This window comes from Georgenia sp. Z1491, assembly GCF_057652395.1.
Genome location: NZ_CM172729.1, coordinates 1456640 through 1483627, shown reverse-complemented (window position 1 = coordinate 1483627; position 26988 = coordinate 1456640). Strand labels below are relative to the sequence as shown.

32 protein-coding genes are annotated in these 26988 nt (G+C 73.7%); 16 read left to right on the top strand and 16 right to left on the bottom strand.

Translation table 11 applies throughout. From position 1 onward, the window contains the following. Nucleotides 1-31: 31 nt before the first annotated feature. From prfB to AC24HA_RS06925, 3 genes are all read right to left on the bottom strand, one after another. The gene (gene prfB / locus AC24HA_RS06935; RefSeq protein ID WP_425708175.1) at nt 32-1138 is read right to left on the bottom strand and encodes a peptide chain release factor 2; all 1107 of its coding nucleotides are present in this window, start codon (nt 1136-1138) and stop codon (nt 32-34) included. 14 nt (nt 1139-1152) lie between these two features. Then, the gene (locus AC24HA_RS06930; protein ID WP_425708176.1) at nt 1153-2697 is read right to left on the bottom strand and encodes a hypothetical protein; all 1545 of its coding nucleotides are present in this window, start codon (nt 2695-2697) and stop codon (nt 1153-1155) included. 221 nt (nt 2698-2918) lie between these two features. Beyond that, on the bottom strand, nt 2919-3689 hold the full coding sequence (locus AC24HA_RS06925) for a septum formation family protein (RefSeq protein WP_425708177.1): 771 nt from the start codon (nt 3687-3689) through the stop codon (nt 2919-2921). A 136-nt stretch (nt 3690-3825) separates the two neighbouring features. Between AC24HA_RS06925 and AC24HA_RS06920 the strand changes: the two genes are divergently transcribed. After that, nucleotides 3826-4221 carry a Fur family transcriptional regulator gene (locus AC24HA_RS06920; protein WP_425708178.1) on the top strand — a complete coding sequence of 132 codons (396 nt, stop codon included), beginning with the start codon at nt 3826-3828 and terminating at the stop codon, nt 4219-4221. 98 nt (nt 4222-4319) lie between these two features. Here AC24HA_RS06920 and AC24HA_RS06915 read toward each other — a convergent pair whose 3' ends face one another. Then, entirely contained in the window at nt 4320-5336 is a 1017-nt protein-coding gene (locus tag AC24HA_RS06915; RefSeq protein ID WP_425708179.1) for a metal ABC transporter substrate-binding protein, read from the bottom strand. A gap of 61 nt (nt 5337-5397) precedes the next feature. Then, entirely contained in the window at nt 5398-6819 is a 1422-nt protein-coding gene (gene aztD, locus AC24HA_RS06910) for a zinc metallochaperone AztD (protein ID WP_425708180.1), read from the bottom strand. A gap of 277 nt (nt 6820-7096) precedes the next feature. Here aztD and AC24HA_RS06905 point away from each other — a divergent pair, with 277 nt between their 5' ends. Beyond that, a complete protein-coding gene (locus AC24HA_RS06905) occupies nt 7097-7912 on the top strand; it encodes a GTP pyrophosphokinase (protein WP_425708181.1) in 816 nt (271 codons plus the stop codon). 87 nt (nt 7913-7999) lie between these two features. On the opposite strand, the gene AC24HA_RS06900 is transcribed toward AC24HA_RS06905, so the two are convergent. From AC24HA_RS06900 to AC24HA_RS06885, 4 genes are all read right to left on the bottom strand, one after another. Then, nucleotides 8000-8653, bottom strand: a complete 654-nt coding sequence (locus tag AC24HA_RS06900) for an NUDIX hydrolase (RefSeq protein WP_425708182.1) — start codon at nt 8651-8653, stop codon at nt 8000-8002. A gap of 129 nt (nt 8654-8782) precedes the next feature. After that, complete coding sequence (locus AC24HA_RS06895) at nt 8783-9298, bottom strand: pilus assembly protein TadG-related protein (RefSeq protein WP_425708183.1); 516 nt, start codon at nt 9296-9298, stop codon at nt 8783-8785. Then, nucleotides 9295-9786, bottom strand: coding sequence for a pilus assembly protein (locus AC24HA_RS06890; protein ID WP_425708184.1), 492 nt, complete (start codon nt 9784-9786; stop codon nt 9295-9297). Before AC24HA_RS06890 ends, AC24HA_RS06895 begins: the two co-directional genes overlap by 4 nt. Continuing rightward, a complete protein-coding gene (locus tag AC24HA_RS06885) occupies nt 9783-10085 on the bottom strand; it encodes a pilus assembly protein (RefSeq protein ID WP_425708185.1) in 303 nt (100 codons plus the stop codon). The genes AC24HA_RS06890 and AC24HA_RS06885 overlap by 4 nt, the downstream gene beginning before the upstream one ends. Between AC24HA_RS06885 and AC24HA_RS06880 the strand changes: the two genes are divergently transcribed. Further along, nucleotides 10059-10232: a hypothetical protein gene (locus tag AC24HA_RS06880; protein ID WP_425708186.1), complete on the top strand. Its 174-nt coding sequence runs from the start codon at nt 10059-10061 to the stop codon at nt 10230-10232. The genes AC24HA_RS06885 and AC24HA_RS06880 overlap by 27 nt on opposite strands. On the opposite strand, the gene AC24HA_RS06875 is transcribed toward AC24HA_RS06880, so the two are convergent. The 4 genes from AC24HA_RS06875 to AC24HA_RS06860 form a co-directional block, all read right to left on the bottom strand. Next, a complete protein-coding gene (locus AC24HA_RS06875) occupies nt 10229-10429 on the bottom strand; it encodes a hypothetical protein (RefSeq protein ID WP_425708187.1) in 201 nt (66 codons plus the stop codon). The two genes, AC24HA_RS06880 and AC24HA_RS06875, sit on opposite strands and share 4 nt — an antisense overlap. A gap of 54 nt (nt 10430-10483) precedes the next feature. Then, entirely contained in the window at nt 10484-11416 is a 933-nt protein-coding gene (locus AC24HA_RS06870) for a type II secretion system F family protein (protein WP_425708188.1), read from the bottom strand. Next, a complete protein-coding gene (locus AC24HA_RS06865) occupies nt 11413-12270 on the bottom strand; it encodes a type II secretion system F family protein (RefSeq protein ID WP_425708189.1) in 858 nt (285 codons plus the stop codon). The genes AC24HA_RS06870 and AC24HA_RS06865 overlap by 4 nt, the downstream gene beginning before the upstream one ends. A 239-nt stretch (nt 12271-12509) precedes the next feature. Then, nucleotides 12510-13736 (bottom strand): TadA family conjugal transfer-associated ATPase, encoded by a 1227-nt coding sequence (locus AC24HA_RS06860; protein WP_425708190.1) that lies wholly within the window; start codon nt 13734-13736, stop codon nt 12510-12512. Between the two features lie 153 nt (nt 13737-13889). On the opposite strand from AC24HA_RS06860, the gene AC24HA_RS06855 reads away from it, so the two are divergent. The 6 genes from AC24HA_RS06855 to AC24HA_RS06830 all read left to right on the top strand — a co-directional run bounded on the left by AC24HA_RS06855 (nt 13890) and on the right by AC24HA_RS06830 (nt 18519). Beyond that, nucleotides 13890-14135 carry a ribbon-helix-helix domain-containing protein gene (locus AC24HA_RS06855; RefSeq protein WP_425708191.1) on the top strand — a complete coding sequence of 82 codons (246 nt, stop codon included), beginning with the start codon at nt 13890-13892 and terminating at the stop codon, nt 14133-14135. Beyond that, nucleotides 14132-14476: a type II toxin-antitoxin system PemK/MazF family toxin gene (locus AC24HA_RS06850; RefSeq protein WP_425708192.1), complete on the top strand. Its 345-nt coding sequence runs from the start codon at nt 14132-14134 to the stop codon at nt 14474-14476. The genes AC24HA_RS06855 and AC24HA_RS06850 overlap by 4 nt, the downstream gene beginning before the upstream one ends. A gap of 187 nt (nt 14477-14663) precedes the next feature. After that, nucleotides 14664-15512: an arsenite methyltransferase gene (gene arsM / locus AC24HA_RS06845; RefSeq protein WP_425708193.1), complete on the top strand. Its 849-nt coding sequence runs from the start codon at nt 14664-14666 to the stop codon at nt 15510-15512. Between the two features lie 135 nt (nt 15513-15647). Next, nucleotides 15648-16172, top strand: a complete 525-nt coding sequence (locus AC24HA_RS06840) for a PH domain-containing protein (protein ID WP_425708194.1) — start codon at nt 15648-15650, stop codon at nt 16170-16172. Beyond that, nucleotides 16169-17920: a PH domain-containing protein gene (locus AC24HA_RS06835; RefSeq protein WP_425708195.1), complete on the top strand. Its 1752-nt coding sequence runs from the start codon at nt 16169-16171 to the stop codon at nt 17918-17920. The genes AC24HA_RS06840 and AC24HA_RS06835 overlap by 4 nt, the downstream gene beginning before the upstream one ends. A 5-nt stretch (nt 17921-17925) precedes the next feature. Continuing rightward, nucleotides 17926-18519, top strand: a complete 594-nt coding sequence (locus AC24HA_RS06830; RefSeq protein WP_425708196.1) for a TetR/AcrR family transcriptional regulator — start codon at nt 17926-17928, stop codon at nt 18517-18519. Between the two features lie 183 nt (nt 18520-18702). On the opposite strand, the gene AC24HA_RS06825 is transcribed toward AC24HA_RS06830, so the two are convergent. Next, nucleotides 18703-19113 carry a VOC family protein gene (locus tag AC24HA_RS06825; protein ID WP_425708197.1) on the bottom strand — a complete coding sequence of 137 codons (411 nt, stop codon included), beginning with the start codon at nt 19111-19113 and terminating at the stop codon, nt 18703-18705. 155 nt (nt 19114-19268) lie between these two features. Here AC24HA_RS06825 and AC24HA_RS06820 point away from each other — a divergent pair, with 155 nt between their 5' ends. Together AC24HA_RS06820 and AC24HA_RS06815 are read left to right on the top strand one after the other, a co-directional pair. Next, nucleotides 19269-19856, top strand: a complete 588-nt coding sequence (locus AC24HA_RS06820; RefSeq protein ID WP_425708198.1) for a TetR/AcrR family transcriptional regulator — start codon at nt 19269-19271, stop codon at nt 19854-19856. 97 nt (nt 19857-19953) lie between these two features. After that, the gene (locus tag AC24HA_RS06815; RefSeq protein ID WP_425708199.1) at nt 19954-20346 is read left to right on the top strand and encodes a hypothetical protein; all 393 of its coding nucleotides are present in this window, start codon (nt 19954-19956) and stop codon (nt 20344-20346) included. A 23-nt stretch (nt 20347-20369) separates the two neighbouring features. Here AC24HA_RS06815 and AC24HA_RS06810 read toward each other — a convergent pair whose 3' ends face one another. Beyond that, complete coding sequence (locus tag AC24HA_RS06810; RefSeq protein WP_425708200.1) at nt 20370-20852, bottom strand: MarR family winged helix-turn-helix transcriptional regulator; 483 nt, start codon at nt 20850-20852, stop codon at nt 20370-20372. 170 nt (nt 20853-21022) lie between these two features. On the opposite strand from AC24HA_RS06810, the gene AC24HA_RS06805 reads away from it, so the two are divergent. From AC24HA_RS06805 to AC24HA_RS06795, 3 genes are all read left to right on the top strand, one after another. Further along, a complete protein-coding gene (locus tag AC24HA_RS06805) occupies nt 21023-21970 on the top strand; it encodes an aldo/keto reductase (RefSeq protein ID WP_425708201.1) in 948 nt (315 codons plus the stop codon). A 162-nt stretch (nt 21971-22132) separates the two neighbouring features. After that, entirely contained in the window at nt 22133-23101 is a 969-nt protein-coding gene (locus AC24HA_RS06800; protein WP_425708202.1) for a DUF2332 domain-containing protein, read from the top strand. 55 nt (nt 23102-23156) lie between these two features. Beyond that, entirely contained in the window at nt 23157-23819 is a 663-nt protein-coding gene (locus AC24HA_RS06795) for a hypothetical protein (RefSeq protein ID WP_425708203.1), read from the top strand. Nucleotides 23820-23894: 75 nt separating this feature from the next. On the opposite strand, the gene AC24HA_RS06790 is transcribed toward AC24HA_RS06795, so the two are convergent. Next, nucleotides 23895-24944 (bottom strand): zinc-binding dehydrogenase, encoded by a 1050-nt coding sequence (locus AC24HA_RS06790; RefSeq protein ID WP_425708204.1) that lies wholly within the window; start codon nt 24942-24944, stop codon nt 23895-23897. A 51-nt stretch (nt 24945-24995) separates the two neighbouring features. Between AC24HA_RS06790 and AC24HA_RS06785 the strand changes: the two genes are divergently transcribed. Beyond that, nucleotides 24996-25607, top strand: a complete 612-nt coding sequence (locus AC24HA_RS06785) for a TetR/AcrR family transcriptional regulator (protein ID WP_425708205.1) — start codon at nt 24996-24998, stop codon at nt 25605-25607. A gap of 52 nt (nt 25608-25659) precedes the next feature. Further along, the gene (locus tag AC24HA_RS06780; protein WP_425708206.1) at nt 25660-26970 is read left to right on the top strand and encodes a phosphotransferase; all 1311 of its coding nucleotides are present in this window, start codon (nt 25660-25662) and stop codon (nt 26968-26970) included. Nucleotides 26971-26988 lie beyond the last annotated feature (18 nt).

The window sequence follows — 26988 nt, the reverse complement described above, 5'->3', positions numbered from 1 at the left end:
GCCGTCCGCCATGGACGGCGGACCGGGGCGCTCAGTCCTCGGGGTCGGCCGAGCGCCGCCAGCGGATGCCGGCGTCGATGAAGTCGTCGATCTCGCCGTCGAACACGGCGGACGGGTTGCCGGACTCGTGCTCGGTGCGCAGGTCCTTGACCATCTGGTAGGGCTGCAGCACGTAGGAGCGCATCTGGTCGCCCCAGCTGGCCTTGACGTCGCCGGACATCGCCTTCTTCTCGGCGGCCTCCTCCTCCTGTCGCTGCAGGAGCAGGCGGGACTGCAGCACGCGCAGGGCGGCGGCGCGGTTCTGGATCTGCGACTTCTCGTTCTGCATCGACACGATGATCCCGGTGGGCACGTGGGTCATGCGCACGGCGGAGTCGGTCGTGTTGACGGACTGCCCGCCGGGACCGGACGACCGGAAGACGTCGACCTTGATCTCCGACTCCGGGATCTCCACGTGGTCGGTCTGCTCGATGAGCGGGATGACCTCGACGGCGGCGAACGACGTCTGCCGACGGCCCTGGTTGTCGAACGGGGAGATCCGCACGAGCCGGTGGGTGCCGGACTCGACGGAGAGCGTGCCGAAGGCGTAGGGCGCGTCGACCTCGAACGTGGCGGACTTCAGACCCGCCTCCTCCGCGTACGCGGTGTCCATCACCGTGGTGGCGTAGCCGTGCCGCTCGGCCCAGCGCAGGTACATCCGCATGAGCATCTCGGCGAAGTCGGCGGCGTCGACGCCGCCGGCCCCGGCGCGGATCGTCACGACGGCGGCACGCTCGTCGTACTCGCCCGACAGGAGCGTGCGGACCTCGAGCTCGCCGAGCGCCTTGCGGACGGCCGAGAGCTCGGCCTCGGCCTCCTCCTCCAGGTCGTCGTCCTCCTCCTCGGCGAGCTCGACGAGCGCCTCGAGGTCGTCGATCTTGGTACCGACGCGCTCGAGGCGCTCGAGATCGTGCTGCGCGTGGGACAGCCGGGAGGTCACGACCTGGGCCGCCTCCGGGTCGTCCCACAGGTTCGGCGCGGAGGACTCCTCGGTGAGCTCGGCGATCCGGGCGCGCAGGGCGTCAGGGTCGGTCACGGCCGAGATGGTCGCGTAGGTGCTGCGCAGGTCCGCGATCTCGGAGGAGAAGTCTGTAGCCACGAGGATCGAGTCTACTAGTCGCGCGCTCCTTGGCCGCCGTGCGGGCCGGAGGCGCCGGGGCCCTCGGCCGAGCTGTCCTCGTCGAGGAGCGAGCCCTCGAACCACTCGTCGTCCGAGCCGGTGGTGGCGACGCACAGGATGGTCCGGTCACCGGCGCCGAAGGAGAAGGCCGTGGGGGCGAGCGCGACCATGGCGGGCTCGCCGGAGGCCGCGAGACCTGGCGGTGGGTCGGAGTCGACGAGCCTCGAGCAGGACTCGGCGGCGCTGCGCAGCATGGCGTCCTCGCCGGGGAAGGTCTCGAGGTGGAGCGTCATCTCGGCGACGACCTGCGCCTGGAACGGCTCATCGCAGCCGACGAGCTCGGTGCGCTCGGACCGGTCGGCGAACGCCTCGGCGGTCAGGCAGTCGCCGAGGGAGAGATCTCCTGCGGTGCCGACCCGCTCGGGGGTCCCCTGCTGCCGCAGCTCGGCGCCGCCCTCCCGCTCGCCCCGCTGCAGCCCGGGCGGTGCGAAGGCGCTGCCCGGGTCACGGGTCGGCTCCTCCTCGCGCGTCTCGCCCGGTGCCCCGCCGGGGGTCTCGTCGGGTGCCCCGCCCTCGGCACCGTCCTGCGCGGCGTCCGGGGGATTCTCGGGCGCCTGGTCGGTCGTTCCGCCCGCTGCCCCGGGAGCGGTCTCGGCGTCCGTGTGCGCGGCACCGTCCTCCTCCTCGGACAGCGCCGGCGAGTGGCCGAGGTTGCTCGACAGGTCGTCCCCGCCGACGAGGGAGTACGTGGTGGCGCCGACGACGACGGCCATGGCGAGCGCGGCAGCGGCGCCGATGAGGACCACCGGGCGGCGTCGACGTCCGGAACGAGCAGCGCCGTCCGCGCCAGGTCCGGCCGAGGTGGGACCGCGCCAGGCGTGGGCCCCGCCGGCCGGGGCTCGGCCCGGGGCGTCGTCGGACATGCGCGGCAGGCCGACCGCTGCGCCGGCTCCCCCGCCCGTGTCGAACGGACGGGCAGCGCCCTCGCTCGGATCCTCGATCTCCACGGAGCTCGGCACCGCCGTCGGACGCGCCTGGTCGGGCCGCACCGTCGCCGAGGCGGACTGCAGCCCGTGGAAGACCGTGCGCGGGAGCGCGCGACGGGCCGTGGGGCCGGTGGGCGTGGCTCGTCGCTCCTCGTCGGTGTCGACCCTCGCACCGGCGGGGGGCCGCGCACCACTGGGGGCGGGCAGGGCCGTGCCCGGGCGGGGGGCCGGCCGGGCGCCCGAGCCGCGACTGTCCGCGGCCTCGGGCGGCGCGGTGGGCGGCGAGTCGGCCGTCGGGGCGAGACGCGAGCGGTCGACGGTCGGTTCCGCTCCCGCCTCCGGGTGGCCGGGCCGGCTGCGCAGCGCGGGCCACCCGGCACCGGGCGGGAGCGGCACCTGGGCGCGCTCGACGGGCGGTTCGTCGTCGGGGATCTCGTGGTGCGCGGCGCCCCCCGGTGCCTCCTCGGCAGAGGCGTCGTCGGCGTGCGCGGGAGCGCGATCGGGCCCCGCGAGCGCGGGCCGACCGCCCCGGAGGCGCGACGAACGAGTCACGCAGCGACGATAGATAACGCGACGGAGGGCTCGCACCGCGGCGGATGGGGTGCGCTCCCCATGCCCCGTGGCACCACGACCTCACGGCGTGAGGCAGGGGTGCCCGGACGCCTCCGAGGAGGAGCTGCGTCGCACCGGGGACAGGGCGGCTCGGCCCGGGGTCAGGAGAACGCGCGCGGCGCGAGGAGATCGCGCCCGGGGTCAGGGGATCGGGCCCGGGGTCAGGAGACGAGGACGGCCGAGCCGTCCTGGAAGTTGCCCTGGATCGTGTCGGTGTCGTCGGCGGTCCGGGCGATGCACAGGACCTCGCGGTCACCCTGCTCCCAGGTCGCCTCGGACGGCGCGAGGGTCGAGAGGTTGATGCGGGACAGGTCGAGGTCGACCTCGGGCAGCGTGTTCCAGAACGCGTCGCACTCCTCGCGAGCCTCGGCGTTGATGGTCTCGACGCCGGGGAACTGGTCGCGGTCCTCGACGTCGAACACGTGGAAGAACTCCATGTAGTGCGGCTGGGCGCACGGCGTGAGGACGAGGTCGTTCGACACCGCGGTGTAGTCCTCGTAGAGGGCGCAGTTGCCGACCTCGATGTCGAAGACCGTGGTCGGTCCCGACGCCTCGACCCCGGGGGGCGCGGTGGGCCCCGAGGGCTGCGTCGTCGTCCCGCCGCCGGGATCCTGGTCCGGGCCGGGGGCCGAGGTGGTGGTCTCCGCGCCCGAGCCGGACGTGAAGCTGCGGTGCAGGAGCAGGCCGGTCACGACGAGCGCGACCACGAGGACGGCCGCGATGCCGAGGACGATGTACACGGCGCGGTTCCCGCCGTCGGGGCCGCCACCGCCGTTCCACGGGCCGCCGGGTCCGGGCTGCATCGGCGCCGGGTACTGACCCCCCTGCCAGGGGCCGCCGGGGCCGTAGCCCGCGGGTTGCTGGGGCGTCTGGGCGCTGCCCCATCCGCCCGGCGCACCGCTCCCGGGGCTCTGCGCACTCCATTGGTTCACGGGGTCACCGTAGCCAGAGCGGCGCACCACGGTCCCGCGCGTGGCGGGGTACACCTGTCCGGGCGCTCCGCCGCCGCCCCCGGGAGGCGTGGCGCCGGACACTGACGCGCCGTCGCCGATGGGCGATGATGGGCCGATGACCCGGCAACGCCAGACGTGGCAGCAGACCGCCGTCCGGGAGGCCATCGGGGCCGACTCGACGTTCGTCAGTGCGCAGGAGCTCCACCGCCGCATGCAGGGGTCCGAGCGGCAGGTCGGCCTCGCGACCGTGTACCGGGTCCTCAAGCGGCTCGTCTCCTACGGGGTCGTCGACGCCCTGCAGACCTCCGACGGCGAGACCCTCTACCGCGCCTGCGAGGTGGGGCACCACCACCACCTCGTGTGCGAGTCGTGCGGGGCGACCGTGGACGTCGAACCGCCCGACGAGTCGTGGATGGACGAGGTCGCCCGGCAGCACGGGTTCGAGAAGGTGCGCCACGTCGTCGACATCTACGGCCGCTGCGCGAGCTGCCGGGAACGCGCGGGCGCCTGAGTGGGTCGCGCCGCCGCCCGAGGCAGCCGCTCGGACGCCCGAGGTGGTCGCGCGGACGCCCGGCACGGTCCCCCGCTCCACGGACGTCCGCGAGGCACTCACCCGTCGCAGACGAGGCCGCGCTCGAGTGCGGCGAGGTTGGAGCGCATGACGTCCAGGTAGTCGGCGTCCGGGTCGGTCTGCCCCTCGATCGGGTCGAGGACGTCGGTGTCCACGTCGAGGTCGGCCGCGAGCGCCTCGACGACGTCGGGCCCGGCGATGACCTCGAAGTACAGGGTCTGGACGCCTTCGGCACGGACGACCTCGCCCACCTCGCGCAGCCGCGCGGGTGACGGCTCGACCTCGGGGTCGATGCCGCTGATCCCGACCTGCTCGAGCCCGTCGCGCTCGGCGAGGTAGCCGAACGCCTCGTGGGAGGTCACGAGTGTGGCGCCGGCGCACGCGGCGAGCCCCTCGCGGTAGGCGTCGTCGAGGTCCGTGAGCTCGGCGACGAGGTCGGCGGACCGCTCGGCGTAGTCCTCGGCGTTCTCGGGGTCGAGGTCGCCGAGCGTGTCCGCCACGCCGTCCACGAGGGGGACCACGAGGGTGGGATCGAGCCAGAAGTGCGGGTCGCGGGCGAGGTCGTCCTCCGCGACCCCGGCGGCCTCGGCCGCGTCGAGCACGGCGGCCGGGTCGGTGACGCCGATGGCGTCGTCGGTCGCCGCCTGGAGCCCGGGCACGTAGGTGACGAGGTCGACCGACTCCAGCTGTGCCACCTCTGCCGGCGAGAGCTCGAGGCTGTGCGGGTCGGCCCCGGGCGGGGTGAGGTTGTCCACCGACACGTGTTCCCCGCCGACGCGCTCGACGACGAACTGCAGCGGGTAGAAGCTCGCCATGACCACGACGGCGGCTGCGTCGGCGTCAGCGGCGGGGTCGTCGGCGTCCGAGCCGGAGCAGGCGGCGAGCAGCGCCGCGGCGGCGAGCGCCGTGCTCGAGGTGCGCGCGGCGGCGCCGCGGGTCCGACCGTCGGCGCCTCCGCCTCCGTCGGTGCTGCCGCCCGGGACGACGGCCGGGCCGGACCGTCGCGGGTGACGGCGCCGGGCGGGCAGGGGGATCGGTCGGGGGCGTGGGTGCATGGGTGTCCTTCCAGGGCTGCGGGGTGCCGGGCCGGCGCGGCCCGGCACCCCGTGCGAACGATCAGTGGTCGTGGTCGGACCCGGTCTCGCCGGAGTGGTCGTGGCCCTCGTGATCGTCCTCGCCGGCGCCGAACTCGGTCGATCCGGCCTCGACGTTCCCGGAGATGCCGTTGACCTCGTTGGGCGTGACCTCGAGCTCGGCGGTGTTCCACACCTCACCGGTGAGGATGTCGACGGCGTGGATCGAGCCCGTCGCCGGCTCGGTGACGTACGCGGTGCCGTCGTGGACCCAGAGCGCGGGTCGCGGCTCCTGCCACTCGACGGGCTCCTCCCACGGCTCGACCACGGGGTGGGAGGCGGTCAGCTCACCGGTGGCGGGGTCGATGACGTGCAGGTTCCCGTCGGTGCCGAGGACGAGGGCCTCGCCGTCGTCGCCGCGGGCCAGGGAGCGGAAGCTGTAGCTCGAGGGAAGGTCCACGAGCGAGAGCTCGCCGGTGGTGGTGTCGATGAGCGAGACGCGCTCGGGGCGCTCGAGCTCGGCGTCCTGGTCGGTCTTGTAGTCGCCGAGCACGATCGGGGAGACGTCGCTGCCGGCCTGGTTGCCGATGCGGCCGTACTCGTCGGGGCTGTCGACGTGGGTGATCTCGCCGCCCGAGTAGACCAGTGCGCCGTCCTCGCAGCCGATGACGACGACCTCGCCCTCGGCGGTCGCCTCGCCGTGGACGCCGGGGCACTCGTCGGAGGCGGCGATCTCCTCGCCGGCCTCGTCGAGCACGCGGATGCCGGTGCGGGCGTCCTCGGTGCCCTCGGAGACGACGAGCGAGCCGTCCGTGAGCTCGAGCGCGACGCCGTGGTGGGGCGACGGCGTCGTGTAGGTGCGCCCCTCGGCGTCCTCGTCGGCGACGGCGGAGGAGTCGAGGACGACGATCTCGCCGGTGGCGTCGTCGAACAGGGCCGTGCGCCCCTCATGGGGGACGACGTGGCCGGGCATGTCGGCCTCGACGAGCTGCTCGGTGAGCGCCGGGGGCGCCGTGTAGTAGTGCGAGTGGTCGCCGTGGGGCTCGGCCCAGGCTCCGGCGTCGAGAAGCTGGAAGCCGCCGGTGGTCGAGACGTAGAGGTGCCGACCGTCACCAGCGGGGTTGAGGCGGTTAAAGCCCTCGAGCTCGACGTCCTCGATCACCTCGAGGGTCGTGGCGTCGAGCACCTGGATGCCGCCGTCGTAGGTCAGGGCGATACGGGGCGTGGCGGCAGCGGCCTCGGTGGCCGCGCCGGCGTCGTCGTGGTCGTGGCCGGCCTCGGACTCGCTCTCGTCGGAGGAGGACTCCGAGGCCGTCCCGGTGGTCTCGCCGGGGTCCGTGGGCTCCGAGGCGTCGCCGGTCGGATCGCCCTCGGCGTCGCCGGAGCAGCCGGCGAGCAGGGCCAGCGGGAGGACGGCGAGCACCGCGAGGGCGCGGTGTCGTCGGGGGGCGGTGGTGGTGTTCATGGCTGGTGGGGCGCCGCCGGCGGCGGGCCCGGCTCCTTCCGGACTGGTGATGCGGACCGGGCGACACTAACATTGATGAGAATCATTATCGTTCTCTGTCCGGAACGATCCTGGAGCGGAGTTCCCGAGCCTCCTTCAGGGGCCGGCCGGTTCTGCCAGGCGCGACCGCGGGCTCGGCCGGTCCGGGCCGTCCCGGCCCCGCCACAGGGTCCGATCGCCCGCCCGGCCCGCCTCGCGACTACCCTCGAGACCTCCCCCGCTCCCCCACGAAGGCCTCATGAGCTCCGAACCAGCACCGACACTCGGCCCGACGGGCGGCCCCGGCGCCGCCGCCGCGCGCATGCGGTCGCTGGTGGCGGCGCGGCGCGGCGCGCAGCTCGCCCAGGGCGCGGACACCGAGGAGCTGGCGGCGCAGCTGCGGGAGGCGCTCGACGGCTTCGCCGCCCTGCGGATGCACTACCAGGCGGGTATCGAGGAGGTGCGGACGAAGGTCGACATCCTGCGCCAGGAGTTCGAGCAGATCCACGACTACAGCCCGATCGAGCACGTCCGCACGCGCCTGAAGTCCTCCGAGAGCCTGCTGGACAAGGCGTTGCGGACCTGCGACGAGCTCTCGCTGCCGGCGATCCGCCGTCAGATCCTCGACATCGCGGGGATCCGGATCACGTGCAGCTTCGTCTCGGACGTGTACTGGATCGCGCAGATGCTCGAGCGCCAGCCCGACCTCGAGGTGCTGCAGGTCAAGGACTACATCGCGCGGCCGAAGGCGAACGGGTACCGCTCCCTGCACCTCATCGTGCAGGTGCCGGTGTTCCTGTCCACGCACACCGAGCACGTGCCGGTGGAGCTGCAGATCCGCACGATCGCCATGGACTTCTGGGCCAGCGTGGAGCACAAGCTGAAGTACAAGTACGACGCCGATCTCCCGGCCCACCTCGCGGGCGAGCTCGACGAGGCCGCCCGGCTCGCCACCGAGCTCGACGAGCGGATGGGGCACCTGCGCGAGGAGATCCGACCGATGCCCGAGAGGGCAGGTGACGCCCACCCCCGCGGCGGGTCGGGCCCCGACCTCGGCCCTGTGCCCGAGCACTGAGATCCAGGCGGGAACGACGACCGCACGACGAGGGTGAGCCGGAAGTGAACGCACGTCCCGCGGCGCCGACGACCGACCCGTACGTGGTCAACGTGTCCGTCGAGTCGCCCTGTCACTGACGTCCGGGATGCGCGCCAGGTCCTGGGCGAGAAGGTTCTCCTCGTCGAGGACCCAGCCGAGCACGCGGGCCGTGAAGCCCCAGATGTAGGTGTCCTCGAACCGGAACGCCGGCCCGGCCCACCGCCCGCGGTAGGTGACCGTGGTGCGGTTGTTCGGGTCGAGGAGGTGGCTGCGCGTCACCCAGTGGGCGGACCGGGTCTCGTCGTCGTGCGCGATCCGCGGGAGGTGGTCGCCGGCTCCGAGCCGTGCGAGCACGGGCGTGACGACGTTGCCGCTCGCCCCCAGGTACAGCGCGGGCAGGGTGCCGAGGACCTGGGCCTGAGCGAGCAGCACCCCGGTCTCCTCGCCGCACTCGCGGAGGGCCGCGGCGACCGGCGTCTCCCCCGGGTCGATCCCGCCCCCGGGGAAGGCGAACTCGCCCGCGTGGTAGCGCAGCCTGGTGGAGCGGCGCACGATCAGGTAGGCGAGGTCGTCCCCGACGGGCCTGGTCAGCACCACGACGGCGCTGGCACGGGAGGTCCGGTGGTGCTCGGCCGTGGCGCGCGGCAGGCCCTCCCACCCCCAGGAACGGCTGGCCCACGGCAGAGGGACCTGGCCGGCGTCGCGCAGCGTCTCGGTCATCCGGCCCCTCCTTCCGTCCGGCCGTCGCGGCGCGCACCTTGCGAGCGCGACGTCGAACCCGGACGCGGACAGCCGATTCCCATCATCGCTCAGCCGGACAGCTCATTTCCCCGCCCCCGGCGGGGGGCGCTACCCGTTCTCGACGTCGATGGCCCGGGCGCGCCCGGTGACGGTGATCGTCACCGGCCCGACGGCGTCGCTCACCAGGTCCGGGACGAACATCGGGTCGACGACGGCGACGAGGGTGACGACGGCCGTCTCGCCGTCCTCTGTGCCGGTGGGCTCGCCGAACTCCACCGAGCGGATGCCGCCGCTCGAGGTGAGGTTCAGCTGCTGCAGGTAGGCGGCCGCCTCGGTACGCACCGTCTCGTCGGTGAGCAGGGCGTCGCGCTCCTCCGCGTAGAACGCAGCCTCCGCGACGGCGTCGGCCGCCGCGGAGGCAGCAGCGTCGGCGGCGGCCAGGGCCCGCTTGCGGTCGAGGTGGATCGCCGAGACCGAGATGATGACGAGGACCAGGGCGACCAGGACGACGAGGAATCCGATGCCGAGCACCATGATCCGTCCCGCCTCGGGGTCCTCCTCGGCACTGGTCGTGCGGGGTGCGGGTCGTCGGCGGTGCTCACCCTGCTCCGGGGCGGGCGTCACCCGGTCCCCCGGTGGTCCTCGACGATGACGAGGTGCCGGGACTCCACCGACATCGACGTCGGCACGCCCGCGATCGAGGCGGGGAGCAGCGGGAGTGCGACGGCCGTGGCGACCTCGACGTCGATCCGGGCGCCAGGGGTGTGGCACGGGTCGGCGGCGCACGTGACGGCGAGCGCCTCGGTGCCGTCGACGTCGAACCCCTGGTCGGCGAAGGCCAGCTCGACGGCTGACGCCGCGGGGCCGGCGGCCGCGGCCTCGCTGTCGGCCTGGGCGACGATGCGCCCGGCCTCGCGCGCGGCCCCCTCCGCGGCGAACGACGCCGCCTGGATCCGGCTGATCGCCACGACGACGTAGATGAGCGGGAGCAGGAGCAGAAGGGCCACGCCGAGGTACTCGACGACGGCGCTGCCGGCCTCCGGGTCCCGTTCGGGGCGGCGCGAGGGACGGATACGGGCTCTGGGACTTCGGCAGGGGCGGGGGTGGCTCACGGTTCCACCTCCAGCGCGGCGTGCCCGACGACCTCGAGCTCGCCGCCCGGGCCGAACAGGCCCACGACAGGCAACGGCGCGCGCACGCGGACCTGGAGGAGCGGGACGCCGCCGGCGGTGACGACGTCGGCCGAGACGTCCTCGGCGTAGGAGTCCGCGAGGCCGGCCCGGATGAGGTCGGCCGTCCGGGCGGCACCGTCGGCGGGGTCGGAACCGAGGAGCGCACCGTGCCGGGCACCCTCGGACGCGGAGTCGATGAGCGTGTTGCGCACGTGGAGCAGGAGCGCGAGCTGGAGCACCGCCGCGACGAGGAGCAGGAGCAGCGCCGAGACGAGGACGAAGTCGACGATGGCCGAGCCCCGCTCGGTGTCGTCGGCCGCCGGGTCCTCGCGATCGTCCTCGGCGGCAGCACCACCCGCGACGACGCTCCGCTCTGGTCGGACTAGCTCCCGCCGCCGAGCACGCGGTCGATCGCGGTCTGGAAGAGCTCGCCGAGCTGCGTCTCCGCGATCGCCCAGATGATGATGACCAGCCCCGCGGTCATCAGCGTGACCATGACCCAGCCCGGGACGTCGCCACGCTCCGGGTCGTCGTCGCGGAACCGGTCGCCCAGCCAGGTCAGCAGGGTCAGGAACTGATGCATGTCGGTCGCCTCTCGAAGTGGTGTGCGTCGTCGGATCGGGGTACGGATCTGCGGTCATAGGCCCATCCGGAGTGCTGCGAGCCCCGGGAACAGGGCGAACATGACCGTGGTGGGCAGGACGAAGAAGACGACCGGGACCATCATCGCCACCTCCTTCTTGCCGGCGAGCTCCATGAGCTCGCGACGGGTGGTCTCGCGGGCGTCCTGCGCCTGGGCTCGAAGCACCTCGGCGAGCGGCGTACCACGCTCGACCGCGCCGGCGACGGCATCGGCGAACCTGCTCAGGGCGGGCGAGCCGGTCCGGCCGGCGAGGTTCTCGAGCGCGACGATCATCGGGGCGCCCGCCCGCGTCTCGGCGAGCGTGCGCCGGAGCTCGTCGGCGACCGCTCCGTGGGCCACCGTCTGCACGCGCTCCAACGCGGGCACGAGCCCCTCGCCGGCGCCGACGGACAGCGCGATGAGCTCGGCGATGTCCGGCAGCTCGGCCGCGAGCCGTTCGCGTCGTCGCGCGACCTGCGCGGTGAGGTGCGTGTCCCGCATGACGGCGCCGCCGACCCCGAAGAGCACGACACCGAGCAGGAGGATCGGGGCGGGCGCATCGCGCAGGGCGCCCACGGTGAGGGCGACGACGAGCCCGGCCGCTAGCCCGATCGCCCCCCAGACCATCTGCTCGGTACGGAACTGGGCCACGGTCGTCGTCGACCCGACCTCGGCGAGGCGCCGGCGCACGGTCGTCGTGGTCGAGCCGAGCTTCTCCAGCACGGGCACGACGTCGTCGATCACCGGGGCGACGAGTCGCTCGACGACGGTCAGCGGCGTGCGGGCGGGTGCCTCCGCGAGCAGACGTGACGAGGTCGGTCGTTCGACGAGGTAGGGCGCGAGCCGGTCGGCCAGCCGCGGACGCCGGGCGCCGAGGCGTGCGACGACGACCCACACGCCGACGGCGAGGAGCAGGCCGGCGACGCCGCCGGACATGGCTGGGCTCATCGCAGCACCCGCGCCTCGTCGGGCAGGCGACCGAGCCGGAGCATGAGCCAGTACGCGAGCGCGGAGGTGGTGGCGCCGATGACGAGAACGACGGCACCGGTGCTCGTGCCGTACGCCTCCCCGGCCTCGGGGCGGCCAGCGAGGAGCGCGAGCACGACCCAGGGCGCGGCCACGGCGAGCCGGGCGCCGTTGACGGTCCAGCTCTGACGAGCCTCGAGCTCCCCACGCGTGCGCTGGTCCTCGCGCAGCATGTGTGCCAGGGCCCGCAGCAGCCGGGTGAGGTCGGACCCGCCCACCTCACGGGTGAGCTTGAGCGCCTCGACGATGCGGTCGGCCACCGGGTCGGCGAGCCGAGCCTTGAGACGATCGAGCGAGACGACGAGGTTGCCGGTGGCGCGGTGGTCTGCGACGAACCGCCGGAACTCCGGACGGACGGACTCCGGGCCGCGCTCGGCGAGCGTGCCGACGGCCTCGGGCAGCGATCGCCCGGCGCGGACGGCGGAGACGAGCGCGTCGATGACGTCGGGCCAGACCTCACGCAGCCGGGTGCTCCGGGCCCGGGCCCTCGAGGTGACGACGAGCCACGGCGCGACCGAGGCGATGACGCCGAAGGCCACCGCGACCGGCGCCGCACCGGTCAGCGCGAGGACAACGACGAGGACCGCCAGACCGAGCACCGTCGACACGGCGAGGAACGAGGCCGGGCTCACCGACGGCGAGCCCGACCGGGTGAGCACGTCCTGGATGTGGTCCGTCCACCGGGCGGTCCGGGTGGCTCGCTCCGCCGGCTCGAAGAACGAGAACCAGACGAGACACAGTCCGGCCCCCAGCAGCAGACCCGCGACGACGCCCACGTCAGCCGCCGGTCCCGGGGTGCCGTCGGGCGGCCCGGCGCGCGCCCGCGCACGCGGTGCGGTTCACGTGCGAGGCCTGCACGTCGGCCATGACGCCCCCCTGGCTGATGGTCCTGGTGTCCGGAGACACAATCGAGAGAGTAGTTCGACGGCGGGGGCCGCGGGCCGGTTTCCACAACCCCGTTCGCGGACCGGACACGTAGGTGTCCGACCGACCGGGCGACCTCATGTCGCGACGGTCAGGACTCGGCGAGCAGGGCGGCGACGTCGAGGCCCGCCCGGTCGAACCTCGGGTCCGGCCCGATGTGCCCGCTGGCGCGCACGAGGCGCTCGCCGCGGCGTTCGAAGATCCGCGACGTCTCCACGACGCCACCTTCCACCCGACCCGTGACGTGCACGATCTCGCGGACGGTACGTCGCCCGGTGTGGTCGAGGTCGAGGTGGACGACGAGGTCGACCGAGGTGGCGACCGTCGGCACGGTGAAGTCCGACGTGACGTTCTCCCCCGCGAGCAGCGGCAGCGTGCACAGCTTGGCGACGGCCTCCCGCGCCGAGTTGGCGTGCAGTGTCGCCGCCCCGGGCAGGCCGGCGTTGAGCGCGACGAGGAGATCGAACGCCTCGGCCTCGCGCACCTCGCCGACGATGATCCGGTCCGGCCGCATCCGCAGCGACTCCTTGACGAGCCGGCGCAGCGGGATCTCGCCGCTGCCCTCGAGGTTGGGCTGCCGGGTCTGCATCGCCACGACGTCGCGCCGGGCGAGGTTGAGCTCGAAGACCTCCTCGACCGTCACCACGCGCTGGGTCGCCGGGATCGACCCGCACAGGGCGGCGAGCATCGTCGTCTTGCCGGCCTGGGTCGCCCCCGAGACGAGGACGTTGAGGCCGGCACGGACGGAGCCGTCCAGCACGCGGGCGGCGTGCGGGCTGAGCGATCCCCGCTGGACGAGGTCGTCGAGCGACCGCGCCCGCACGAGGTACTTGCGGATGTTGACCGCCCAGTGCTCGCGCGTGATCTCGGGGATGACGACGTGCAGCCGTTCACCGCCGGGCAGCGCGGCGTCGACGAACGGCGAGGACAGGTCGATCCGTCGGCCGCTGGAGCGGAGCATGCGTTCGACGAGGTCCCGCACCTGCTGGGTGTCGAGCAAGACGGTGGTGAGCTCGGCCCGACCGTGCCGAGCCGCGAAGACCTTGCCCGGCTCGTTGATCCAGAGCTCCTCGACCTCCGGGTCGTCGAGCAGGGCCTGGAGCGGTCCGAGGCCGACGACGGCGTCCATCACGTGCTTGATCGCCGCGTCGACGTCCGCCAGCGGGGGCACGAGCCCCCGGGTCGAGCGTTCCTCGAACTCCGCGGCGGCCGCGACGGCCAGCGTCCGGGTGGTGTCGGGCTCGCGCGCGGGGTCGATGTCCCGCCTGCGCACGAGCTCGCGCACCTCGGACTCGAGCAACGCCAACGGATCGGTCATCCTGCCCCCAAGAGATATGCGATCACGGACCGCCGCCCTAGAACATATGGCGGATCGGGATCGTCCGTGCCAGTTTCGCCCTCCCGCCCGCCCTTGGGCGCTGTTCGTCCACAGGACGCCCAACGAACGGTATTACTGGTTATACTGGGGTGCATGAAGACCGCCATCTCTATCCCCGACCGCGACTTCGAGCGCTTCGAGCGAGTGGCCGCGCGACACGGCATGAACAGGTCACAGTTCTTTCGGCGCGCCGGACGACGGCTGGTCGAGGAGCTCGAGGGCGAGGCGGAGCTGACGGCTCTGGCGGATTCGGTGATCGAACGAGTCGGGCAACCCGGCGCGGACAGCCCGTTCCTGGACGAGTCGGAGCGCACGATGCTCAGGAGCACCGACTGGTGATCTCGCACGGCGACGTCGTCTGGGTCGACTTCGGCTCTCCTCGCGGCTCCGAACCCGCCAAGCGGCGCCCCGCCGTCGTCATGCAGGAGGACTGGTTGCTCGCCACCAGGATCTCCACAGTTCTCGTAACTCCCCTGACCTCGAACGTGGCCCTCGACGCGTTCCCGGGAAACGTACTGATTCCTGTCGACGCCGCCGGGCTCGAGAAGGACTCCGTCGCCGTCGTCTCGCAGGTCGGCCCTGTCGGCCGGGAGTTCATCGAGTCGCACCCGGTCGGGCGGGTACCGTCCTACCTGCTCACCAGGATCGCCGACGGCATCCGACTCGTCATGGGCATCTAACTGCTCACGGCTTATCGCAACCAAGGGCATCGACGGACTCGCCGACTCGCTGGTCGCGATCCGAAGCCAGCGCCCCCGCGACGACGTCCACCGCACCGGGGACCGCCGATGTCTATATTGATCAGGGTCGATACACGTTCCTGGGGCGGCGCGGCCCTCGCGCTGTCGCACGATGACGGGAGTCCGCATGAGCGGGACGGACGAGCTGGTCTCCTGCTGCAGCCCCGCCGGCAGCACCACCGGCGCAGCCGCGAGCGGCTGTTGCGGCTCGACCTCCGAGAGCACCGCGACCACGTTGTCGCTCACCCCGGTCGCCGGGCTGCGCGAACAGGTCCGCGAGCGGTACTCCGCCGTCGCGACGTCGGGCTCCGGCTGCTGCGGGCCTGTCGAGGACGACCCCCCCTTCGGTTCCGGGCTCTACGACGCGACCGCCCTCGTCGACCTCCCCGCGGACGCCATCGCGCTCTCACTGGGATGCGGCAACCCGGGCGCCATCGCCGAGATCGCGCCGGGCGACCGGGTGCTCGACCTGGGCTCCGGGGCCGGCATCGACATCCTCCTCGCGGCCCGCCAGGTCGGCCCGACGGGCCACGCGATCGGCGTCGACATGACACCCGCGATGATCGAACGCGCCCGGTCCAACGTGCGGGCGGCCGGGGCCACGAACGTCGACATCCGCGAGGGCGAGATCGAGAACCTGCCCGTGGCCGACGCCTCGGTCGACGTCGTGATCTCCAACTGCGTCGTCAACCTGTCCACCGACAAGCCGGCGGTCCTCGCCGAGACCTTCCGGGTCCTCACACCCGGGGGACGGATCGCGATCTCCGACGTCGTCGCGGAGGACCACCTCAGCGCCGCCGAGCGCGCCGAGCGGGGCTCCTTCGCAGGCTGCATCGCCGGCGCCCTCTCCCGCAGCGAGTACCTGACCATCCTTCGGAACGTCGGCTTCGAGGACCCCGAGGTCACGTTCACCGGCGACGTCGCGGCGGGCATGCACAACGCCCTCGTCTCCGCCGGCAAGCCCCGGACGGCCTGAGCGGCGACGCCCGGCGGGCACCGGACGGCCTGAGCCCTCAGCCCGGGCAGGTCCCCGCAGCTCGAGACCTCGCCGTCGACCGCTCTTGACCGATCGGTCTAGACTTGGACCGATCGGTCAACTTCGGGAGGGTTCATGAACGCCAGCGACGACCACCCCGGCGACGGCGCCGACGCCGCGCGCGTCCGCCGGCCCGCCCACGGCGTCGAGCGCCGCGCCATAGCGATGTGGGCGCTCCGGGCGCTCGCGGTGTGGGGCGCGGCACTCACGGCGCTCCTCGTCGCGTACGGCCTGTGGGAGTCGGCGCGGCCGTGGCTGCTGGCCCCCGCCGTTGCGGCAGGTGCGATGCTTCTCGTCCGGGTCGCCGTCGAGCCGTGGTGGCGCTTCCGCGTGCACCGGTGGGAGCTGACCGAGCACGCCGCCTACGCCACCACCGGGTGGCTCGTGCAGGAGTGGCGGGTCTCCCCGGTCTCGCGCATCCAGACCGTCGACGCCGTGCGCGGACCGATCGAGCAGCTCCTCGGCCTGTCGACGCTGCGCGTGACCACAGCCTCGTCCTACGGCGCGATCAAGGTGCAGGGGCTCGACCGCGCCGTCGCCGAGGAGGCGTCCACGCGGCTGGCGAAGGCGGCCGAGCTCACCGAGGGTGACGCCACGTGAGCGAGCACCCGTCCTCCCCCGACGATCGCCGGCCCGCGACGACGGACGGCGTCACGACCGCCCCCGCGTGGGACGGGACGCAGCCGGAGGTCGGCGTCGACCCGACGACGTCGACCCGCGAGCCGACGGACGAGGCGTCCGGCGATCCGGATGCCGCCCCGGCGTCGGACCCGACCCCGTGGTACCGGCTGAGCTACCGCGTGATCTGGGTCGACCTCGCGCGCAGCCTCGTCTCCACGCTGCCGGTCCCGATCGCCCTCGCGTTCGGCATCCGGCCCGAGCTGAGCACCCTGTGGCCGTTCATCTTCATCGCCGTGATCGGCGTGGTCGGCGCCGCGGCCGACCTCGTGCGGTGGGCGTTCACGCGGTACCGGGTGACGCCGACCCACGTCGAGCGCCGCACCGGGGTCCTCGTGCGTCGCCACCGCACGGTCCGGCGCGAACGCATCCGCAGCGTCGACACCGAGGCGAGGCTCCACCACAGGCTCGGCGGGCTGCGGGTCGTCGCCATCGGCGCCGGTCAGCAAGCGGCGGCGGGAGAGTCCGCGCTGCGTCTCGACGCGCTCGCGACCGCCGACGCCGAGCGGCTGCGCGAGGAGCTCCTGCGCACCCGGGTCCGGCCGGCGCCGCAGGTGCCCGACGGTCCGCCGCCCACGGACGAACCGGAGCCCGCGGACGAACCATCGCCTGCCGACGCACCGGTGACCGACGACGATCCGTCGACCGCCGACGACGGCCGCACGACGATCCTCGTGACCTTCCGGGCGTGGTGGGTGGTCTACCACCTGTTCAGCATCTGGGCCTACCTCATGGCCGCGGGACTGCTCTGGGGCGGGTACTGGTTCGCGCTGACGTTCGGCGTCGACCTGCTCCAGATCGGCGGCCGGCTCGTCGACTGGTCCTCGCTCGGCCTGATCGCGCGGATCGCGCTCGCGGTAGTCGCGGGCGGGCTGGTGGGCGCGGTCGGGATGGGCATCAACTTCCTCACGAGCTTCTGGCGCTTCGAGCTCGCCCGCGTGCGCTCGGAGGGGACGAGCTTCCTGCGCACGCGCCGCGGTCTGCTCAGCACCCGCGAGGTCAACCGGGACGAGGCGCGCACGCGGGGGCTGTCGATCGGCGAGCCGGTGCTCGGCCGGCTCATCGGCATGGCGGACACCAACGTGGTGACGACCGGGCTGAGCGTGTGGGACCCGTCCGAGCCGACCGCGATCCTGCCCCGGGGGCCGATCGGCGTGGCGCGCCGCGTTGCGGGCCAGGTGCTCGGCGACCCGTCGCCGTTCGACGCACCCCTGCGCCGCCACCCGCGCACCGCCCTCGTCCAGCGCGCCCTGTGGGCGACCGGCCTCGCCGCCGTCGTCGCGGGGGCGGTGGCTACGCCGGTGCTCACCGGCGCGGTCCCCGCGTGGGTCGGCTGGCTGCCGGTCGGGGCCTGGGCGGTCGGGCTGCTCGGCGCGATCGTCTCCTACCGGGCCCTGGGGCACGCGATCTCGGGCGAGCACCTCGTCGTGCGCTCCGGGCTGACGACCCGCACCACGACCGCGCTGCGCCGCGACGCCGTGAGCACGATCGCCGTGCGCCGCTCGCTGCTGCAGCGCCGGCTCGGGCTGAGCACGGTCTCCGCCATGACCGCCGGCGGGTGGGGCGCCTACGAGGCCCCCGACGTCGCCGCGGACGAGGCGGTCGACCTCGCCATGCGCGCCGCGCCGGGCCTGGTCGACGAGCTCCTGCTCGCCGAGCGAGCAGGATAGATCCCGTGACCACCCAGACGTTCACCGGCGCGGCGCGGCGCCGGCAGATCCTCGACGGCGCGATCTCCGCCGTCAACGAGGTGGGCTACCCGCGTGCGTCGCTGGCCGAGATCGCCCGCCGCGCGGACGTCGCCAAGAGCGCGGTCGTCTACTACTTCGGCTCCCGCGACGCGCTGCTCATGCACGTCCTCGAGCACGTGTTCGGCCATCTCGAGACCGCGCTCGCCGCAGCCGTGGCGCCGCACGAGGGCCCGACGGCGCGGCTGCGGGCCTACGTCGAGGCCTACCTGCACCACCTCGACACGCACCGGCCGGAGATCTCGGCCGGCGTCGAGATCGCCGTCTCCCACCGGGACGCGAAGGGGACCCCCGTCTACCTCGTCGTGAGCGAGGAGGACTCGGCGCTCCTACGGGGCATCCTCGGCGACGGCATGGCCTCCGGCGAGCTGCGTCGGATGCCGCTCGACGTCGCCGTCTCGCTCGTCGAGCACCTCATCGACGCCCCCACCACCCTCCTCGAACGCGACCTCGACGCGGACCTCGCACCCATGCTGGCCGAGATTCCGGGCCTCGTGCTCCGCGGCCTCGCGGCCGACTGAGACGCCCGCGCGAACGGCACCGTCGCGCTCGCCTCCCCTGCAGCACCGCGACTCGTGGACGACCTCCTGCTCGACGGCGAGCGCGCGGACGCGTGATCCGGCGGGGCCCGGCACCCCGGTCGCCCGCTCGCCGTCGATCGTGTCCCTGCAGTGGTCGGGGGAGGTCGACGAGCAACCTCCGCCTCACCACACGAGGATGCAGAACGGGTGCCCGGACGGGTCGGCGAGCACGTAGAGCGGCACGTCAGGGTCGTCCGTCCGGTCCATGATCAGCGCCGCGCCCAGCGCCTCTGCCCGTCCACGTTGTCGCTCGAGCTCGTCACGGTCGGCGACCGTCAGGTCGAGGTGCATCTGCATCGGGACGTCGTGGGAGGGCCAGGTCGTGCGCTCGAGACGCTCGACCTCCTGGAACGCCAACCGGTCGGCCCCCGCGCCGTCCTGCAGGACGAGCCAGTCGGCGTTGTCCGGACCGCCGGTCGGCGGCTCGTCCCCGGGTCGGTACCGGTAGCCCAGGAGCTCGCGGTAGAAGTCGGCGAGCCCGCGTACGTCGGTCGTATCGATCGCAGTGAGTCGGATGGTCGGGTACCCGGTCATGATCGCCTCCTCATGCGATCGTCCTCCTCCGGCCTCGGCGTCGCAACGGGACGACGGCCGTGGCCGTTCCCGCTGCCGGCTGTCGCTCGAGCCCACCCGACGGCGCACGCGCACCTATCTTTACAGCGACAACTTACCGGCGGTAAGTTCTGGCCATGCACCCGAGCTACCACCACGGCGACCTCCGGCGAGCAGTCATCGACGAGGCCCTGAGGATCATCTCGTCGTCCGGCCCCGAGCAGCTCTCCCTGCGCGCGATCGCCGCCGCGATCGGCGTCTCCCACACGGCACCCCGCCACCACTTCGGCTCTCGCGACGGCCTGCTGACCGCCATCGCCACCGAGGGCTTCGACGGACTCGCCGACGCCCTGATCGCCACCCGTGAGGGCGGCGGGACGTTCCTCGACGTCGGCGTCTCCTACGTCGGGTACGGCACCTCCCACCCGGCGCACTTCGCCGTGATGTTCGCCCCGGACCTCCTGCTGGAGGACCCGGAGCTCGCACGCGCGAGCGGCCGGGCGTTCGGCGAGCTCCGCTCCGGCGTCGAGGCGCTCGGTGCGGACGGGCGGGTCGAGGACGCGCACGCCGCCGTCGTCGCCGGCTGGTCGCTCGTCCACGGCCTCACCACGCTCGCCCTGACGGGCAACCTCGAGCGGGCCAACCTCACCGGCGGACGTCCCGCCCCCGAGCTCCTCGACCTCGTCCGGCGCGCCGCCGGGATGCTCTACGGGTCACCGGGATGAGCACCGTCGACGCCGTGCGCCGCGCGCGGGCCTGCCCACCCCGTGCGACGGCACGCCGCACGCCCGCGCGACAGCCCCATCGACGAAAGGCCTCATCATGACCGACCTCAACGCCGGGATCGTCCTGCTCACCGTGGTCGCGATCGCGTTCGGTGGCGCGTTCCTGCTGCGGGTCGTCGGCGGCCAGGTACCCGCCAACGAGCTGCAGCGCACCTACTTCCGGGCCGGCCACGCCCACGCCGGGGTCCTCGTCATCCTCGGGCTCGTCATCGGCCTCTACCTGCGCGGCGCCGACGTGCCGGCCTGGGCGGAGACGATGTCCGTCGGTGTGCTGCTCGGCGCGATCCTCATGCCGCTGGGCTTCTTCCTCTCCGTGGTCGGCCGCGACCCGCAGCGTCCGAACGCGATGCGGTGGTGCATCGCGGCCGGCGGGATCTCGGTGGTCGTCGGCGTGATCGGGGCCGGCGCCGGGCTCGTCGTCGTCGGCTGAACGCGCGGGGGACGCCGGCCGGCTCAGTCCCTCGCCGTCGGGGCCGGCCCGGCCGCGTCCGCGATGACGGCGAGCGCCTTCCCCAGCGCCACCGCCTGCTCGGCGTCGAGCCGGTCGAAGACGTACTCGCGCACCGCGGCGACGTGCCCGGGGGCAGCTGCCTCGACGACGCGCATCCCCTCGTCGGTCAGCGTCGCCAGCGTGAAGCGGCCGTCGGCCGGGTCCGGGCTGCGCACGAGCCAGCCCGCGCGCGCCATGCGGTCGGCGACCCGGGAGAGGTGGGACAGCGTGAGGTTGGCGGCCGCCGCTACCTCGCTCAGGCGCCGGGAGCCCCCCGGCGCCATCGAGACCTGCGACAGCACGTGGTACTCGCTCGCGCTCAGGCCGCCGTCCCTGCGCAGCTGAGCGTCCAGGCGCGCGGGCAGCCAGGTCATCGTCGACCACAGCGAGAGCCAGGTCGCCATCTCGTCGGCCGTGAGCCATCGCGGATCCGAGGTGCTGTCCATCACCCGAGCGTAGCAATGAGTTGCCACGGAAAGTAATAGCCCCTACCGTGGTTTCCGTAGCAAGCATTCCGGCCGGGCGACCACCACCGGCTCGGCCGGGTCCCATCAGACCCGGCCCGGTCCGGTCAGACCTGCCGGATCACCCGCACACGACCACCGAAGGAGCCCCCATGACCCTCATCCCGCGCACGGACCTCGACGTGTTCCCGCTCAACCTCGGCACCAACACCTTCGGGTGGACCTCGGACCGCGAGACCTCGTTCGCAGTGCTCGACGCGTTCGTCGCCGCCGGCGGCAACTTCATCGACACCGCCGACCTGTACTCCGTGTGGGCCGACGGCACAGGCGGCGTGTCCGAGCAGATCATCGGCGAGTGGCTGGCGGCGCGCGGCAACCGCGCCGACGTCGTCATCGCTACCAAGGTCGGCGGCCTGCCTACCCGTCCCGGGCTCTCGCAGGAGAACGTCACCGCCGCGCTGGAGGACTCCCTGCGCCGCCTGCAGACCGACCACGTCGACCTCTACTACTTCCACTACGACGACGAGAACGTCTCGATCGCCGACCAGGTCCGCACCGCGCACGCCCTCGTGGAGTCCGGCAAGGTCCGCCACATCGCCCTGTCGAACCACTCCCCCGAGCGTATGCGCGAGTGGTTCGAGACCGCGTCCCGCGAGGGGCTGACCGTCCCCGTGGCGATCCAGCCGCAGTACAGCCTCCTGCACCGCGCCGACGTCGAGCAGGGCTACGGCGCGATCGCCGCCGAGTTCGACGCCGCACTGCTGCCCTACTTCTCCCTGGCCTCGGGCCTGCTCACGGGCAAGTACCGCACGGCCGAGGACCTCGAGGGCGCGGCACGGAAGGACTTCGCGTCCGGGTATCTGGGCGACGCGACATTCGGCGTGGTCGACGCGCTCGTCGAGATCGCCGAGGCACACAGGACTGCACCCGCGACGGTCGCTCTGGCCTGGCTGCTCGCCAAGGGCGTCACCGCGCCGATCGCCTCGGCCAGCCGGGTCGAGCAGCTGCCCGCCCTCATGGCGGCGCCGTCTCTCGCCCTGACCGAGGACGAGATCGCCCGCCTCGACGCCGCGTCGGAGTCGTACGCGCAGGCGGCCTGACCCACCGGCCCCCCGGCCCGGCGACGGGCCGGGAACCGCGGCACTGCCCTGAGCGGCCCCGGACGACCCTCGGTCGTCCGGGGCCGTGCTCGTCCACGGTCCGCCGCGCGCCGCCGATCCTTGAGCTGCGGCGGGCGCGGCCCACCGCGCACCATGGGCGACATGGACCGAGCAGGTGGCCGTGACTCGCAGACGATCGCCGACGGCTATCGACTCTTCGCGAGACGTGAGGCGCGCGGCGTCTCGCCCGTGTACGAGGCGTGGTCGGAGGCCGTCGCCGGCGACGACGAGATCCTCGACCTGCTCGCGGATCTGCCTCGTGCCGAGCGCCAGCCGAATCTCGTCCTCGCGGCAGCACGCTTCCACGGCGCCGCCGCCACGGTCGAATCGTTCCGCCGGACGGTGATCGAACGGTGGGACGACGTACGGGAGACCGTCCTCGTTCGCGCGACCCAGACGAACGAGGCCGGGCGCTGTGCCGTCCTGCTGCCGTTCCTCGCGCAGCTACCGGGTCCGCTCGCGCTGCTGGAGGTCGGCGCGTCCGCCGGACTGTGCCTGCTGCCCGACCGATACTCGTATCGATACGGCGACGACACGCTCGACCCGGCCGACGGTCCGTCGCCCGTCACCATCGAGTGCGACCTCGGCGGCATCACGCCCCCGACGACGGTGCCCCACGTGGTCTGGCGCGCGGGAATCGATCTCTCGCCGGTCGACGTCGAGGACGACGACGCGCGCACCTGGCTCGAGACGCTCGTCTGGCCGGGTCAGGACGAGCGCCGCCACAGGCTCGTGTCGGCGCTCGAGGTCGCACGCCGTGACCCACCGCCTGTGGCGAGCGGCGACCTGCTCGACGTGCTCCCCGACCTCGCGGCAGGAGCTCCCACGGAGGCGACCCTCGTCGTCTTCCACACCGCCGTTCTCGCGTACCTGTCGGCCGAGGATCGAGCCCGGTTCGTCGACCTGGTCAGTGATCTGCCGGGCCGCTGGATCAGCAACGAGGGCAACGGCGTGGTGCACCGGGTCGAGGTCGAGCCCGAGGCGGCCGGCCGTTTCGTCCTGGCGGTCGACGGGGTTCCTCGGGCACTGACGGACCCGCACGGGCGATCGGCCGCAGCGCTCACCGGATGAGCGCGGGTCGCACGCCTTCGGCGACGACCGCCGGGCAACGTCTACCGTGTCAGCCGTGGCCTCGGACCGAAAACGACGACGAGCATTCCGCAAGATCAAGGCCGGTGACGGCAGCGAGCTCCAGCGCTTTCGCTGGTGGCAGACCTTCTTCCGGTCGCTCCTCCACGTGCGCCTCGGCGACGCGGCGGGCGAGTGGCCCATCTGGTCCGTCGACCTCCGCCACGGCGGCGACTCGAACGGTGAGGTCTGGGCCGTGCTCTACCGCGACGGGCAGCAGCACGCGCGGTCGAAGCTCCCGGCGATGTTCCCCGTGCCCGGCGGCACGATCGAGGTGGTGACGAGCGGGTTCGGGCTCCGGCGGTGCCACTTCGTCGCCCACGACGGCACGGAGCGCCAGCTCTCCCCCGACCCACGGTCGGCCGAGGGGCGGCGCGCCCGGCTCGAGCGCCGCCACCCGGGGGCGAGCCGCGCCCTCGGCGCCGTCTCGTGGATCATCCTCGCCGTGGCACTGGTGCTCGGTGTGCCGCAGCTCGTTCAGGAGATCACGCAGATTCCACCCGTCGCCGAGCGCCTGGGCACCTTCACATCGCCGATCCAGCTGCCCGTCTGGTTCAACGTCTCGCTGCTGGTCGCCACGCTCCTGGCCAGCACCGAGCGGGCGCTCAGGCTGCGCTACCACTGGCTGCTCGACGGCGGGATCTTCGACGGCGACGTCTGAGATCGGCATCCCTGTCTCGGTACGGCGGCGACGCCGCGCGGAAGCACTGCCGCCCACCGCGGGCCAGGCGCCCGATCAGAGCTCGTCGATCACCAGCTTCCCGACGTGCCGCCGCTCGGCCAGCTCGGCGTGCGCGCGAGCGATGTCCGCGAGCGGGTAGGTCGCCGCGACGACGGGGCGCACGCGACCCGTGCGGGCGATCTCGACGAGCGCGGCGAAGTGCGCCGGCGTGTGCATGCTCGACCCGACGATCGTGCGGTTGTGCAGGTACAGGCGCCGCACGTCGACCTCGATGCGGTGACCGCCGAGCGCACCCGCGACGACCCACCGGCCGCCCTCCCGCAGAACCCCGACCCCGTCCGCCACGCCGGTCCCGGCGACGACGTCGAGCACGACGTCGACGCCGCCCGGGGCCGCGCCCGCCACAGCCGCCCACAGGTCTCCCCCACGGTCGACGACGGCGCGGGCGCCCGCCGACCGCACGGCGTCGAGCTTGCCCGCACTGCTCACCGCGACGACGTCCGCGCCGCGCTCGGCGGCCAGCTGAACGAGCGCCAGGCCGACGCCACCGGACGCACCAGTGACGACGACGGTCTCCCCGCGCGTCACGCCGCCGCGCTCGATCATGCCGAGCGCCGTGCCGTAGGCGGTCGGCAGGGTCGCCAGCTCGGCGTCCGTCAGCGGGGAGTCGTCGACCGGGTGGGCACGCACGGCGTCGACCGCGACGAAGCCTGCGAACCCGCCGTCGCGCTCGCTGCCGAGCAGGCCGACCGGGTGCGCGTCGTCGGAGTCTGCGTCGTAGAGCGCGGGGTCGACGAGCACGCGGCGGCCGACGACGTCGGGGGCCACGCCCTCCCCGACCGCCGCCACGGTCCCGGTGACGTCCGCGCCCTGGATCCGCGGGAACGTCATGGGGCCGCGCCAGCCCGCCCGGGCGTCGGGGTCGCCCGGCAACCCGTAGGCGCCCTCGCGGGTCCACAGGTCGGTGTTGTTGAGCGCGGCCGCCCGCACGCGCACGAGCACCTCGCCGGGGCCCGGGCGTGGCACGGGCACCCGGGACAGCTCGACGGCGTCGGGACCCCCGTGGCGGCGCAGCACCGCCGCCGTCATCGTCTCCTCGGACATGTGACCTCCAGATGCCTCAATCTCACCGATCGGTGAACTAGTCTCGACGCTATGGTTCACACATCGGTGAGGTCAAGCCCGCCCGACCCGGACGCGCTGACCCCTGCCGCGCGGCGCATCCTCGACGCCGCGTCGCAGCTCTTCTACGACCGCGGGATCACGGCGGTCGGCGTCGACCTCGTCGCCGAGCGGTCCGGCGTCACCAAGCGCACGCTCTACGACCGGTTCGGCTCGAAGGACGCCCTCGTCGCCACCTACCTGCTCGCGCGCGACCGCCGGTGGCGCAGCGCGGTGGAGCGAGCGGTCGACGCCGCCGGCTCCGCGCGGGACCGGGTCACCGCCCCGTTCGACGCGCTGCTCGAGTGGTCGCCGGGCAGCTCGCGGGGGTGCGCGTTCGTCAACGCGCTCGCCGAGCTCCCCGACCCGAGCCACCCCGCCCACGCGGTGGCCGCCGACCAGAAGCGGTGGCTGCTCGACCTGCTCGAACGGCTCGCCCGGGAGGCGGGGCTCGCCGACTCCCGTGGGCTCGCGCTCACCCTGACCACGCTCCACGAGGGTGCGCTCACCCTGCGAGGCGCACTGCCGGCGGTCGGCGCGCCTGCCGCCGCCGCGCGCGCCGCACGAGCGCTGGTGGACGAGGCGGCATCCGTCACCGGACCGTGACCGGCGGCGCGCCAGCACCACCGGTCCGGCGGGCAGCGCCTACCGTGGGCGCGTGACTCGCTCGCCCATCGCGCTGGCTGCGCTCGCGACCCTGGCCGTGCCGGGGCTCGACGTCGTGGCCACCCGACCCCCGGTCCGCACCACCACCGACTTCCAGACCGTGGGGGTGCTCGACTCACGCGGTCACCACTGGGTGGTGCGGGCGCCGCGCACGGCGGCCGCGGGCGCGTCCCTCGAGGGGGAGGTCGCCCTGCTCGAGCGGCTGGCCGAGCGGGTCGACGCACGCGACCTGCCGTTCGACGTCGAGCGGCCCGCCGGGTTCGCCACCCTCCAGGGCGGCGGCCGGGCGATGGTCGCCCGCGAGCTCCCCGGCCGCGCGATCGACCCGCGCGACATCGACGAGAGCCCCGAGCTGGCGGACCACCTCGGGCGTGCGCTCGCCGCGCTGCACTCCCTGGACACCGACCTCGTGGGCAGCGCCGGCCTGCCCGTGTACGACATGGCGACCTACCGGGCCCGCCGACTCACCGAGGTCGACGAGGCGTCCCGCACGGGCAACCTGCCCGCCGAGCTCGTGCACCGGTGGGAGGCGGCCCTGGAGGCGGACGACCTGTGGCCCGCCGCCTCGACGGTCGTCCACGGGGACCTCGACGCCGAGCTCGTGCGCGCGTCCGGGGACCGCGTGGTGGCGCTGTCCCAGTTCGGGGACGCGCACGTCGGCGACCCGGCGGAGGACTTCGCCTGGCTCGTCACCGGGGTCGACCCGGAGACCTTCGAGCAGGTGCACGGCTCCTACGCCCGCCACGCCTCGGCCCCCGACGACCCGTTCCTCCTCGACCGTGCGCAGCTCGCCTCCGAGCTGCTGCTCACGCGGTGGTTGATGTTCGGGCTGCGCACCCGGGACGACGCAGTCGTGGGCGACGCGCGTCAGATGCTCGCCGAGCTGGCGTCCGACGTCGCGGACGCACCGCCAATCGGGGCCGAGGTGCGCGAGATCCTCGCCGAGACGGCGGCCGCGGCCGCGCCGGTGACCGTCGTCGGCGCCGCAGCGGTCCCGGACGCCACGGACCGGACCCTCGACGGCGACCGGGCGAGCGAGGAGCCGGCTGACACCGCCGGTGCTGCCCTGCCCGCCGACGAGCGGTCCGTCGAGCGCTCCGAGGGTTCGACGCCCTCCGAGGCGGACGAGCCCGCCGCCGGTCCCGACGGCGCGGCGGCCGAGCTCGACACCGAGGCGTGGCCGGCGTTCGACGTCCACCCCGGCGAGTCCCCGGACGCGCCCGGCGTCCCGGAGCCGACCGCGGCGACGGCGGACCTCACCGAGGAGTACGAGCAGTGGCGCCGCGAGGGCCGCGAGCCGTAGGGCTACGCGTCGCGCGCG